Here is a 12,996-nt window from a genome sequence, read left to right as displayed (position 1 = left end):
CTCCAGTATTTTTCCTATGATTAAAGTATATTATATAACTTAGCTTGAGTCTATAACTAAAGTTTATTGAGAATATTATCAATAAGCCCTCAAACCTGTTAGACTAACTTACTCTTTCTTTTGGCATACTTTGTGACTTGAAGTATTCTTTTTGAAAGAAACAGCTGTTAATAACTAGATAAATCAAGTAAGATCAGACTTGATCATCGGATAATACCTCAGAGGCTACTTGAAACAAAAGAAGAGAACAAGTGTCGCTATGGATTCCAACACCCTACAAGCCCTAAATGTGCAAGCTTCTATCATTTCGCAATCTGGAAGACACGCTATGCCAACTTTTGATGAAGCTTTAGCTGTGGTCGATGATTTAGTGGGTCACACAAGAGGTAAAAGCTTGTCTGAGCCAGAGATACTTATTATGAGAGGATCGTGGAACAACCGTGAATTTGTAGAGATAGCAGAGGATTCACCATATAGCATCAATTACCTACAACGGGGCGTAGCTACTAGATTGTGGGAGATTCTTACAAAAACAATTGGATATGGCCAACGAGTTAATAAAAAAAATGTGCGGAATTTTTTAGAGCAAGCCGTACAAAGGCATCATGGTCAGTCTGCCAAATATACAGCAATAGAAGGGCTAAAACCCTCTACAGAGAATTTGATAAAGCTACTAGGAGGTCAACCCCCTGATATATCTAATTTTTATGGCCGCACAGAAGAGTTATCTACTTTAAAAAAATTGATAGCGAAGCATCGTTGCGTATCACTAATAGGGGCAGCAGGCATTGGTAAAACAGCACTAGCTGCAAAGTTAATACAAGAAATTAATGCAGAACACCGACATAGTTTTGATTACATAATCTGGAAATCAGTTGCACATACACCATCGTTTCAAGATTTTGTAAACGAATTATTAACACTCATATACTCATCAGAAAGTGAACCAGCTTTAGCTCAATTTACTAAGGCAACAGTTTCGATGCTGATCAGCTACATGCAAGCCCACCGTTGCTTGCTGATATTAGATGAATCTGATTCATTGTTTAATATAAACAATTTGGAGCAAAAGCTAGAATATAAACTATTTTTCCGTCGCGTTATCGAGGAAGTTAACCATAGCTGTTTACTATTAACTCATCGAGTATTCCCTGATGACCTTGAAGATTTAGTAGTAGCAGGCCGTCCTGTTAGCTATTTAAAAATAAAGGGTTTAGATGCCAACTCAGCATTACAGTTTTTATATTCTCAAGGATTAGAAAATGAAGAAAAATGCAGCGAGTTAGTTCAAATATACTATGGCAATCCTTTAGAATTAAAAACAGTTGCTAATCGAATTAATCATTTCTTTGGCGGAAGCACAGAAAAATTCCTTGAAAATAAAACCACACTTTTTAGTAGTCAACTTCAAGCAATGCTTGATCAAAGTTTTGGTTACTTGTTAAACGAGCTTCAACGACAAATCATGATTTATCTGGCAGAAGAAATAGCTGTTGGTTCACAATGGACTAACTTTAATAATTTATTAAACGAACTCAAGCGGAAACTTCAAACATATATATCAACCTCTGAATTAATTTTGGCTTTAGAAACGCTTGAAAAACTTTCATTAATTGAAACTTTTAATGACCCAAACTCCAAGATAATAAATTTTACGCTTCAACCAGCAGTTAAAAAGTATATCTTGAAAGACCCCCAAGGACTGGTACATTCATCGCAACAAATGGCGATCGCATCTTGAGGAGGCAGAGACGACAGTGAAGCTAAAGATAACAATAAAAATCAGTGAACTGCTGCAACAAACACATCATAATTGGCACAGATAGCTAAAGCTGACCGATGCTGCAAGTAACTATCCCCAATGTATTGCAGTAACCCCTCTTCAATAATGTGGTCAGTCAACAGATTTTCAAGTAGCCAAAAGCATAATAACGCTGGGAACTACTTGAGGAGCAAAAACAGTTAAACAAACAGGGAGGAAACACAAGTTAACAAACGAAACCTTATCAGTGCGAAAAAAGCCAGATTTTTGTAAGATCAGGCTTGTTAATGAGTAAACTAACAACGGAGGAATACAACCAACACATAAAAATGTAGGCAAAACGTACTAGGGAGTATCGCTTTGCCTGGGAGCTAGAAAGTCGAATATTTCCAGAGCGGGGTTGTTCTGAGAGTGACTAAGAAAGTGGCCGAAAGTTTGGCGACTAGAAACCACTAACTTGTCAAGGAACCCACGCTGCTTTACTTTGCCATTATAGCGACAAAGGCACAAGTACAGCTACTTCTTGCTGCCTACTTTTTGGCATTTTGGCAAAAAATTTATAATTTCATTATGTAAATTTTTATAAAGCAGTGTGAAAACCTCTCTCTGAAGCTGAAAATCATAGCTATCAGAGGAATCTACTGTGTTTAAATTAGATACAAAACAAATAGAGCAACATTTAACAGCATTAGGCTATAAAACAGGAGATGCAGTCTACCTCCGTAGTTTCTATCCCAGCGACGACCCACGCAAAACCGAAGATAAAGGTAGAAGTGCAGAAGTACGCAATATCAAACAATTAATCAGAACAGTTACAGCTTGGCAGTCCGATGGCAGAGGCGTGTACATCGTCATCAACGGTGGCGGACACAGCGACAAAGATGTAACTAACTGCCGTGCCATCTTTTACGAGCATGACAATCTCGACAAAGAATTACAAAAACAACTGTGGCGTAAGCTCTCGCTACCAGAACCCAGCTTACAGATAGACACAGGTGGTAAATCCATCCACAGTTATTGGATTCTGGACTCCTTCATTGACCCAGCGCAATGGAAACAGCTGCAAACTGATTTATTAGAGTATGCTGACGGAGATCGCGCCCTGAAAAATCCGTCGCGGGTGATGCGGCTGGCTGGCTGTTGGCACTTTGGGTCAAATAACGTACCAAATGGGCAAAGTCAGATCGTTCTCAACACTAATAAACGTTACAGTTACGACGAACTGAGGGCGATAATTCCTCAGCCCAAAGTTGCTACGTCAATTCCACTATATATAAGTAGTGGTGATTTTCCATTGGAGTGCTGCTTAACCAAAGCGGACAGAGCATTAATTGACGATGGTGCTGGCAAGGGCGATAGGAATAACCAAGGTGCAAAGCTGGCCCGTAACCTCATTGGTACAGCAAATAGACTCACTTACCTGGGACACAGATATTCTGGTAATCCCAGAAGTTTGTTTGATGAATACTGCTGTCGCTGTTCGCCGGCGCTGGATGCGAGGGAGGCTGATTTAATTTGGAAGTCTGCCAGCAAAGACAATCCCACCGCCACACTTACGGACGAAGCTTTAGAGAATTGTATAAAATCGTGGCAGCGACAACAGGCAGCTAATTATCAACAATCACGGGTTAATGACAGTAAAAACCAAAGTGTCACTGGTGACAGTGCTAAATTTGGTGACGGTTCTAACCGAGGATTTGACGAGATTACATCAATTGTCACCAGTGTCACCAGGATTCTCAAGGCTGGTTTAACAGACTATGAGGAAACCCAACGCTTAGAAGAACTTCTAAGTAGTACGATTGTAACGAAATCTGCATTTTGGCAGATTGTTTCTTCAGTCCGAACTCAATTAGATGAAGTCCAGCCTTGTGACGAAATCAGACTGGAGAGTTTAATTAACTGGCACTCTTCCCAACTGGATTTTTATCAAGCCCTTCCCAGCATGGCAGCAGACTTAATGCACGATGCCGAAATACTCAACGTTGAGCCGATTGTTATTTGGCAACCGCTACTTTCCACCGTACTGTCCCTGGTGGGGAAACGCATAAAACTGGATGTCGAATCGCACAGCGTCCCGGCGATCGCCTGGACAGCAACCGTCTTAGAATCAGGTGGTGGTAAAACCCGTGCTGACAGCTTGGTATTGTCGCCACTTAAGCGCAAGCAAATTGAAGAGAGAAAACGGTATCAACAAGAAGTAGAAGCATATCAGAACTGGCAAGGGGAAGCTGATGATCGCCCTCCCTACCCAATCGAGCGTAAATATATGTTCGAGATGGCCACAATTCAAGCCGTTATCAAAAGACTGAGCGAACAGGACGATAATGGTGTGTTGTGGGCAAGGGATGAATTAGCAGGTTTATTTAAATCCTTTGGTCAGTTTGGTAAGGGGGAAAATGAAGGGCTAGAATGTTTGCTGAAACTGTGGGACGGCTCACCAGCCCAAGTTGACCGAGTTAGCCAAGTTGACTCTTATGTATGCCAAGAAACGGCATTGTCACTCACCGGAGGCATTCAGCCAGGGGTATTCCGCAAAATTTTCTCTGACCCTGATGATTCACAAGGGATGCTGGCACGGTTTCTAGTAGCTAAAGCCAACCCACTTATACCACGTCGTGTAAAAGGCTACTGTGTATTATCTGATAAACTGCCGAATCTCTACGAATGGCTGGAAAATTGCCCAATGGGTGTAATTAAACTCAGTAAAGAGGCTGATGCTTATTACACAAAACTCTGTTCAGTAATTGGACAACAGGCGTGGGAAACAACACAACCAGCAATCAGAGCGTGGATGTTCAAGCTACCCACACAACTATTAAGAATAGCCCTGGGTTTGCACTTGATTGAATGTTATGGCGAAAGCCAACGTAACTTTTGGCAACTGCAAACCGACACATTAAAACGAGCCGTGTTATTTGCCCAATACTACAGAAGTTCTTTCTGTTACATCCAGGAATCAACTACAGAAAGTGATGATATCAGTTCTGTGTTGTTAAAAATCTGGGATGCGGCTGTGACCAAGTACGCAGATGGTATTAGCACCAGAGACGCTTACAGAAATATTAAGTCCATTCAGTACAGGGCAAAGCAAGCTTTTCGCTCTGCTGGGGCTTACACGGCTGAATTATTTGGACACTTAGAGCGGATGGGGAAAGGTACAGTTGTAAAAATTGGCAGACAAATTAAGTTTGTCGCCAAGCTCAATACTCCGCCGACACCACCAATTCCACAACCACAGAAAATAGAACTCGTACAAAATTCTCAACAGCTTGGCGACACTGTGACAATTTACCAAACCCCTGCTGTACAAGCAATAAATGTGTCACCGCCAATAGATGTGTCACCAATGACAATTGCAGACAGTAATATTAGTGACATACCGATGGTCATAGAATATCATTGCAATCATACTGAACAGCACTCACCCCCACCCCTTGTTGTTCACGAAACCACTGCTGTTTCAGTTTCTTCTAATGACGAATTGATTAAAGTTGGTTCGATTGTTGCCCATAGCGACATTTATTGTTCCTTGTATAACGCCAAAGGTGAGGTAATTGAAGACTTGGGCGATGAAGTGTGGATAGCTTGGGAACACTGGCAAGAAAAACCCAAAAAAACTGATCGCTACTTTAAAAATGAATTACGACTGTTAAATCAGGGAACCGAAGCTGTAGAAACCATCAACAACCTGAGTGAATGCACACAAGCCCTACGCGAAAGTCTAGCTTTAGGAGCGGATGCTATCAAAGGCATTCTCAAACGTTGGGCTAGTAATTTGCGCTGGGAAGTTGTGTTGCAACTGGAAGTGATTGCACAGGATGAGCTACGTAATTTAGAACAATCTATGCCTCATTTTTATCAATGGCTTGATGAATCTGTGCTACCAGTCTCTGAGTAATCGCTTTTTTCCAAAAAACTCTCTAGCCTATGGAATAGCTACTTTCTGTCTAGATCAAGAAATCTATATTTCCTGATCTATCACTCGGTGGTCAGTTTCGGATTCTCCCACTCAGTACAGTTAAATTTGCTACTGCCTTCTTTTGGGGGTGTCAGCATCGATAATGCAGCGATCGCACCCCGTACTTGGGATATTTCAACCTCCAGGTAGTTTTGCAATTGCTCCAAATTTCGGTGTCCGCTAATTTCTTGAATCACGCGCAACGGGATTCCAGCATTACTCATTAAAGTAAGTGCCGTGCGGCGGCAACTGTGAGTGCTGGCTCCTTCAATGTTTACTCGCCAGCAAGCTTCCCTGAAAATCAGACTTGCATATTCCGAGTGCAAGTGGCCACGCCCCCATCGACCGGGAAATAAAAAACCGTCTTGGGAGTTGGTTGGTTTGTACTGTTCCAAAAATTGTCTTAAATCTTCCAGGACTGGTATCGTCCGGGTTGCTAATTTTCCTTTTGTGTTACCTTTGCGGAAAATCAACTCCGATCTGACTCGTTTTTTACTGTCATAAACATCTTTAATTTTGAGGGTAACTGCTTCATTAACACGACAAGCGGTGTACAGCATTACGGCGACGAGGGTTTTGTCTCGCGCTGTCACCAACCCTTTTGTAAATAAACCCTCAATTTCTTCTGGGGTGAGGATTTTGGCCTTGCCGTGTCGGTCGATTTTCACGCCGTTGATGATTACCTCCGATAGTTAATCATCCTATCAGCTGACGGCTTGTGTTGTTTGTGGGGCGGCAAAGCCATAGCGTGCAGTGAGAGCAGGGGTTGAAAGTCCAGCTAAACTCTGTACAGTTACAATATCAACACCAGCATTTAACAAATCCCAAATGAACGTATGCCGCAGATCGTGAGGCGAGAATGGTTTGATACCAGCTTGTTCACCCCGTTTGTGTAAAATAAATAACACTGCCTGGGGCGTAAGCCGTTTGTGAACTACACGCCCAGATTTATTGACTTGACATAGCAAGGGGCCGGGTGTGCGAGTTCGGATTTCAATCCAATCATTAACGATAGCGATCGCGCTTGGAGATAAATAAACAATCCGATCAACTCTTGGGTGACTGGAGTGGAGTTTGATGTCTCCAGAATGATAAAAATCTTTTAGCTCCAGACCAACCACTTCACTCCGTCGCAGACCAGCACCGCGAAGGAAAGCGATGAGTGCAGCGTCTCTAAAACCTGCTGGGGTGAGATCGCTAAAGCAAGTCTGCATTAAAGCATCAAGCTCATCTTGACTAAGCACCCTTCCGCTTAATTCTTTTGATACTTTGACATTCTTGATGTCAACAGCACGGGCATAATCAATCGGGTTAATCAGCTCGGAGTGTAGAGCTTGTTTCAAAACGCCCCTTAAGGCGCATAGTATTCGGTTAACTGTTGCTGGCTCGTACTTTTGGATGAGTGCGGTGCGAAGAGCATGGGTGTGTTTGTAGCGCAATCCTGACCAATTCAAAGTCAAATGGTCAGCTTGATGATCTGTGAGCAATTGAGCAATCAGGTTGAGCGAGTGCTTCATTGTCGGTTTCGATCCCGGACTTAGTGTCGAGAGATAAATAATTGCCGGGTGTTGGATCAAAGGTGGCGTACTCGTCAAAACCAATGAAGTAAAAGAGTTGGTAGACATTGCGGATCTAAATCTTCTAGAAAATTATATTCCGCACAGTTATATTTTGATAAGTAATCTACAGCCAAACAAGCAGGTACAGTCATACTTTGGTACTTTGGGTACGGGGTGTGAGTATCAAGCTGGCAACCGTGAACCAATTCAAAAATCACGATAGAAACTCTAGAACTAGCTGATTAAATTTTTGTGGATGCTCAATCGGACTCCAATGACCGCACTCTTCAATAATCTCCAACTGAGCATGAGAAATAATCTTAACGGCATTCTGAGCATGGGTTACAGGAACCATCGGATCTTGTCTGCCCCAAATAATGAGGGTCGGAACCTCGATAGTATGCAATTTGTCAGCAATTGAGTGATAGAATTGCCCCCAGATATTAAAGTTTGAACGACCTAGATTTAATGTTGCTTGTGCTGCGCCAGGAAGCGTTGCCATTTGATAAAACTCTTCGACAATTTCATCAGTGATGAGTTTTGAGTCGTACACTGCCTGTTTACACAACATCGCTACACCTGATTTACTTGGTGAACTAAACAACTTAGCTAAACCAGGAATTGTGGTAACTCGAAGCAGAAAATTAAGTTCTTTCCCTAGACCCGCACTGCCAACCAGAATTAGTCGCTCAACTAATTGTGGGAAGTTCAACGTTAAAGTGAGTGCGACTCCACCGCCGGCAGAAGTTCCAATCAAATTTGCCTTGGGTATCTCTAAAACCTTCATGAAATCTCGCGTGAACAGAGCCATGAAGTCAAAGGTGTAATGAGCAGCATCGGGTTTATCGGATCGACCTGCACCCACCATATCAAACGCATAAACCCGATGATGTTTGGCTAATTCAAGGATATTGTACTTCCACAACTCAATGTAACCGCCACCACCATGAAGCAAAATGACCGTGCTACCTGAATCTCCAGCTTGCCAATATCGGGTATTTACAGAGCCGACTTTGACATACTGATCTTGCAATTGTTCAGCTTGATTCATCTCAACCTTACCAAACTGTAACTTGGACTTTAATTTTCAACTCTTAGCGATCTGTTCAAAATTATCTTAGTCTCAAACACCAACAAGTAATCTCTCAACCATACCCAACCCCTAATTGAGCGACAGCGGCAACGAGGAAAGGGGAACAACACGACTGCTCATCGTGATTAAATGCCAAACCAATTGGACTAACATTTTTGAGAAATTCTTGGGGCAAGTTGTTTAGGGTAATAGCTGAACGGCAATAGTAACAGACACAAGAGTGCGATCGCTGTTTGATAAAAGACACGCACCTGGTGATGTAAATTAACGTGCAGAACGATTTTTATCTTTGTGAGGCAGGATTACACGAAATAGCCCTTTCGTGTAGTGCGGTTGATTATCTATATTGGTATTGATGTGACGAATGACACTCATTGAAGCGTTCGCTTAAGATATATTTTTAGAAATACCCATAAAGTAATAATGATAAAATTAAATATCTATTTAGTTAGGCATTTTTAAAAGTGAGAACTAGCTAGTAAAAGTTGATAATTTACGTGATATATTGAATAAGTATACAAGCTGTTAACACGAGCTTGTAACCGGAAATACTTATATTAATAAAAGTGATAAAATCTAACTTTTGATTATGTGCATAGATGAAACGATAGCCACTGATATTAGGGCAGCCTTAGCTAGGGTATCTTACTATTTAGATGACTTTGGTAGCCATCTAAGTCATTTAGATTTTTCTATTGAAAACCTAGAAGATTTAAAAGAAGAATTTGCAGAGGGAACGGATCAAGAGTCAATTGATACTTACTTGTATGCTGCATTGTCACGAATAAAGTCTACAAGAAATCAACTCAAAAAGGATATTGAAACTATTAAAATTTGTTTATCTTATTTTGTGGAATCATCTAGTAAAATACCTGAATTTACTTACAAAGACAAAATTTAACTTTTGATTAATATGGATTTAACAGGAAAGAAAGTAAGATTTACAAAAGAATACAAGCCTATTTCAAGACCTGTTGATGAATCTTTAGGTTTAAAAGTTCGTTTAAAAATGAAAGATAGAACTTTTAGAGAAGTTGCTCCAGAAATTGGTATACGCCCAACTACTTTATGCAGTGCTTATCATGGTAAAAAGCCAGGAATGGAACAAGAACTAAATAATCTCCTAACTTGGCTAGAAAACAACATTTGAGACAAAATAAGAGTTTGTTTAGCACATAAACTATGGAAATTCATGAATTAACAGCCCAGCAAACAAACTCACTTAATGAAGAATATCTTGATAAGCTTATCCAGTTAGACGTAGAACGGCTTTAACCCAATCATACCCACTTCAAGATGCAGTAATTGCCTAAGAATAGGTTTTAAATAGAACAGTTGCAGGCAAAGTCATTATAAATTTGAAATAGTTAGATGTGAAGCTTTGAGAGTAGTAAAGTCCTGAGTGCGAGATGAAAGGAGAAATTAGTGAGCTTTTTTAAAGATGCGGGAATGGCTTTACTTGGCGGTTGGATTATTGGGGTGGCATTTGGTTTTTTGAAATTACCTGCACCAGTACCACCATTGATGGGGTTGATTGGTGCTGCTGGAGTTTTAATTGGAGGATATTGCTACGAATTGTTGAGCAAATTCATACTTAAGTAAAAGACAATTGTATGTAGTTCAAGAAAATTTCTATGGCAAATCCAACTGGTGCAGCATTCTACAAAAGAGCCATCACCGTGCCAGAAAAGGAAGCAACGGTTATTTATTTTGGCTGCTAACCACTTGTAGTAAATGTTTGGGGCTGCTAATGCTGGGCAACAGCGATGCACGACACTGGCTCTCAAAACTCTTTCAGAACCTGCCTTTCAACTTGTAAGTAAGAAATAGGCAATATCAAATTGCTTAAAACAGTATCTCCCCAACTTATCCAAATGTGGGTTTGCAGACAAGCGAGAATTTTTCCAACGCCAGAACAAGGGTTTGAGGTACTTGAACACTGGAGTATGGCGATCGCGCCTCTTCTAAACTCTTCTAAACACTGAAGCTGGTATATAAATTTATACAAAATTAATAGAAGAATAATTCTGCGTAAATTTAATCGTAGTTTTCATCGGATAAAAGATAATTGTTTCTTATTTTATATTCTCCCAACTTTTGGTGTAGACTGGACTATCAAAATTTATCCCTTCGCTGTGCGATCGCCTCTGTTGTGAACAACCCCGAACTGAATAATCTACCACCAATAAAGCTAATTCCATTGAATGGTGAAAAGTTACAAGCATTGCAGCGCCCATTACCGGGGCGACCAACAACTGATATTCGCCATGTAAAAGTGCTGGAATTTTTACGGAGCAACAATCTGTCGGTAAATAGCCGGAAGTTGTACGAAAGAGAACTGAAGCGATTTTTGGGATGGACGCAACTGCACTACAATGAGCTAAGGCCACGTCACTTGGCTTTATATAAGGAATATCTCCGCGACGAAGTACAGACTGATACAGGTAAAAAGCTTTCAAAAAGTAGCATCAATGCAGGGATTTCTGCGCTTAAAAGTTTTTTTAAATGGATGTGTTACACGTACCCAGATATAATTGCTACGAATCCGACATTGGGAATAAAATTGGAAAAAATTCCGTTACCACCAGCCCAAAGCTTAACGCCAGAACAGATGGAGAAAGTGTGGGCGGCATTGGAGTTGTTAGGAGAAACAAAGCTTAGAGATAAGGCACTGGTACACATACTCTCTCATGGATTGAGGGCAGGAGAAATTGTCGAATTAAATGTTGGGTCTTATGATGGCAAGCTGTTGTTTTTGCCAGATACAAAAACGAATGAACCCCGCTTAGTGCCATTGAAGAAAGAAAGCCGCGACTCGTTAGAGGCGTATTTGCGATCGCGTAGTGAGCAGGGAGAAGAATTAAATAGCCTGACCCCGTTGATGGTTTCATACCATGCTTCATATAAAGGAGAACGCTTAAGTTACCACGGCATTTATTTCGCGGTGGAGAAAATAGGTGAGATGGCAGGCATTGAAGAACTACACCCGCATTCGTTTAGGCACACTTATGCTACGGACTTATTACTGTTGGGTGTAGATCCAGGTCATGCAAGGAAACTGACCGGACACCAAAGCGAAAAAGCATTTAGGCGGTACACACTGCGCTCGGAACAAGAAGCGGCGATCTCAGCTTACTACCGCGCCATTGGGGAAGAGCCAGAGGTGGAGTAGGAAATGCCAAAACCATTAGACCCGAAGTGCCAATTATGCGCCAAAATGCCTTCATCGAAAGCGAAAGTGCTACATGGCCCGGAGGGAGACAAATGCTGGAATCCGAAAGTGTGCCATAACCGGCGTTCGTTTTATCGTCGTCGCAGTGATGATAAATCAGGACAAATAGATAAGATTAAGGTCGAACCGCCAGCAACATATTATGCAGTGCTGTATCTTTACAAGGAAGCGGGAGATAAACCGTTGCACGCCTTGAGTGCAGAACTATGGCTAGGACAAAAACCTGTTTGTCGGCTAGAGCCAATCCACTGTTTTGGATTGACTGCCGGGAAAATCCATACCTATACAGAGCAGGTGCTGCAAGCATTTGCCAAACAATATGGTATTTCGCTGCATCAATATAAGGATATGTTTGAAATTTCCCCCATTCATTGCCCAGTGCGTCCTTGTCCGTTAAATCCAGAATCATAAAATGACAACGTATCGCCAGTTAACAATTTGGGATGTACTAGATGAGGTATCTTCAGCTCCACCCACCTCGTCACTAGCGCCAGTGTGGGAGTTCTTAGACACAGAACTGGAAAATTTACCAACCGAAGCGCAGTTATCAACCGCAGCAGCAGCATTTTATCAAATTGCAGATATTCTCCTATCTCGTGCTGGGCTATTGCTAGAAGATGTAAAGGCTCAGAACGATACAGAGGGGCCAGTTATCAGTACTGATATCTTTGCTGGGTTGGTGAGAACAACGATGCAGCTAGATTTGGATGACCTAATTGAAGAACCACCACAGCAGACCTTTAGACCACATGGGCCACACCATTTCACTTATCCTACGACTAGCATTGATTCGGTAGCGGCTCCCGTCGAGAAACAAAATGTCTTGACAATGCTGGAAATTCAGACTTTAGAGGATGTTCATCGGCTGGCTGGGGATGAAGATGTACAAAAATGGACTGGTGCGATCGCCTTGTATTTGGAACAAACTAAAAGTGAAATAACGCTGACTTTACTACAACAGAAATTGAAAATGCCGATGGTAGAGGTATGGTTGGGATTGTTGCTGGGTGATTTTAGATTAGAGCAACGAGGGGACTTTTATGAAAGTGAAAATGTTTGGGTAGTAACGCACACTGCTTGCAGTTAGCGGTAAGAGTTGTCACTTTTAGCAGACTGCAAGGAGTGTAGTACTTCTCGATAGCAGACAAACCAAAAATAAAGCGCGACATTCAGCCCACTCAAAAATTTAGGAATACCTTCTAATAAGCTATGAGTTCCATCACCCTCAAAATGGAGTGAATCTACTGTAATAGCAATAAATAGGCGTAGATATAGCGAAGCTGTCACTAGGGGCAAGATAGGCTGAAAGTATTGTGGAATCTGGGTTTGAGAAAAAAAAGTTCATGATTGGGTTTTAGCAGTTTTGACGGGCGTTTTATAAGCACAGCC

General features: G+C 41.5%; 12 protein-coding genes. 8 read left to right on the top strand and 4 right to left on the bottom strand.

The window, feature by feature from the left end; genetic code table 11:
• The first annotated feature begins 328 nt into the window (after nt 1-328).
• Nucleotides 329-1,741, top strand: a complete 1,413-nt coding sequence (locus H6G75_RS28340; protein WP_190983233.1) for an NACHT domain-containing protein — start codon at nt 329-331, stop codon at nt 1,739-1,741.
• Nucleotides 1,742-2,405: 664 nt separating this feature from the next.
• Nucleotides 2,406-5,663, top strand: coding sequence for a DUF3987 domain-containing protein (locus H6G75_RS33825; protein ID WP_190983232.1), 3,258 nt, complete (start codon nt 2,406-2,408; stop codon nt 5,661-5,663).
• Between the two features lie 80 nt (nt 5,664-5,743).
• Here H6G75_RS33825 and H6G75_RS28330 read toward each other — a convergent pair whose 3' ends face one another.
• The 3 genes from H6G75_RS28330 to H6G75_RS28320 form a co-directional block, all read right to left on the bottom strand.
• Complete coding sequence (locus H6G75_RS28330) at nt 5,744-6,391, bottom strand: tyrosine-type recombinase/integrase (RefSeq protein ID WP_190983231.1); 648 nt, start codon at nt 6,389-6,391, stop codon at nt 5,744-5,746.
• A gap of 36 nt (nt 6,392-6,427) precedes the next feature.
• On the bottom strand, nt 6,428-7,240 hold the full coding sequence (locus H6G75_RS33655) for a tyrosine-type recombinase/integrase (protein ID WP_199338060.1): 813 nt from the start codon (nt 7,238-7,240) through the stop codon (nt 6,428-6,430).
• A gap of 256 nt (nt 7,241-7,496) precedes the next feature.
• Nucleotides 7,497-8,333: an alpha/beta fold hydrolase gene (locus H6G75_RS28320; protein WP_190983229.1), complete on the bottom strand. Its 837-nt coding sequence runs from the start codon at nt 8,331-8,333 to the stop codon at nt 7,497-7,499.
• Between the two features lie 631 nt (nt 8,334-8,964).
• On the opposite strand from H6G75_RS28320, the gene H6G75_RS28315 reads away from it, so the two are divergent.
• The 6 genes from H6G75_RS28315 to H6G75_RS28290 all read left to right on the top strand — a co-directional run bounded on the left by H6G75_RS28315 (nt 8,965) and on the right by H6G75_RS28290 (nt 12,694).
• Entirely contained in the window at nt 8,965-9,276 is a 312-nt protein-coding gene (locus H6G75_RS28315) for a hypothetical protein (protein WP_190983228.1), read from the top strand.
• A 12-nt stretch (nt 9,277-9,288) separates the two neighbouring features.
• The gene (locus H6G75_RS28310) at nt 9,289-9,525 is read left to right on the top strand and encodes a hypothetical protein (RefSeq protein ID WP_190983227.1); all 237 of its coding nucleotides are present in this window, start codon (nt 9,289-9,291) and stop codon (nt 9,523-9,525) included.
• Between the two features lie 275 nt (nt 9,526-9,800).
• Entirely contained in the window at nt 9,801-9,977 is a 177-nt protein-coding gene (locus H6G75_RS28305; protein ID WP_313934917.1) for a XapX domain protein, read from the top strand.
• A 592-nt stretch (nt 9,978-10,569) separates the two neighbouring features.
• Nucleotides 10,570-11,547: a tyrosine-type recombinase/integrase gene (locus tag H6G75_RS28300; RefSeq protein WP_397332897.1), complete on the top strand. Its 978-nt coding sequence runs from the start codon at nt 10,570-10,572 to the stop codon at nt 11,545-11,547.
• A gap of 3 nt (nt 11,548-11,550) precedes the next feature.
• Entirely contained in the window at nt 11,551-12,018 is a 468-nt protein-coding gene (locus H6G75_RS28295; protein ID WP_190983226.1) for a hypothetical protein, read from the top strand.
• Nucleotide 12,019: 1 nt separating this feature from the next.
• A complete protein-coding gene (locus H6G75_RS28290; RefSeq protein ID WP_190983225.1) occupies nt 12,020-12,694 on the top strand; it encodes a hypothetical protein in 675 nt (224 codons plus the stop codon).
• On the opposite strand, the gene H6G75_RS28285 is transcribed toward H6G75_RS28290, so the two are convergent.
• Entirely contained in the window at nt 12,691-12,894 is a 204-nt protein-coding gene (locus H6G75_RS28285; RefSeq protein WP_190983224.1) for a hypothetical protein, read from the bottom strand. The genes H6G75_RS28290 and H6G75_RS28285 overlap by 4 nt on opposite strands.
• Nucleotides 12,895-12,996 lie beyond the last annotated feature (102 nt).

This window comes from Nostoc sp. FACHB-280 (genome assembly GCF_014697615.1).
Lineage (GTDB): Bacteria > Cyanobacteriota > Cyanobacteriia > Cyanobacteriales > Nostocaceae > Nostoc_B.
Note: the sequence above shows the minus strand (reverse complement) of the source record. Positions and strands in the feature narration are given on the sequence as shown.

Coding starts and splice junctions, on each gene's coding strand:
- H6G75_RS28290 (WP_190983225.1), top strand. CDS start 12,020: ATGACAACGTATCGCCAGTTAACAATTTGGGATGTACTAGATGAGGTA.
- H6G75_RS33655 (WP_199338060.1), bottom strand. CDS start 7,240: ATGAAGCACTCGCTCAACCTGATTGCTCAATTGCTCACAGATCATCAA.
- H6G75_RS28315 (WP_190983228.1), top strand. CDS start 8,965: ATGTGCATAGATGAAACGATAGCCACTGATATTAGGGCAGCCTTAGCT.
- H6G75_RS28320 (WP_190983229.1), bottom strand. CDS start 8,333: ATGAATCAAGCTGAACAATTGCAAGATCAGTATGTCAAAGTCGGCTCT.
- H6G75_RS28340 (WP_190983233.1), top strand. CDS start 329: ATGCCAACTTTTGATGAAGCTTTAGCTGTGGTCGATGATTTAGTGGGT.
- H6G75_RS28295 (WP_190983226.1), top strand. CDS start 11,551: ATGCCAAAACCATTAGACCCGAAGTGCCAATTATGCGCCAAAATGCCT.
- H6G75_RS28310 (WP_190983227.1), top strand. CDS start 9,289: ATGGATTTAACAGGAAAGAAAGTAAGATTTACAAAAGAATACAAGCCT.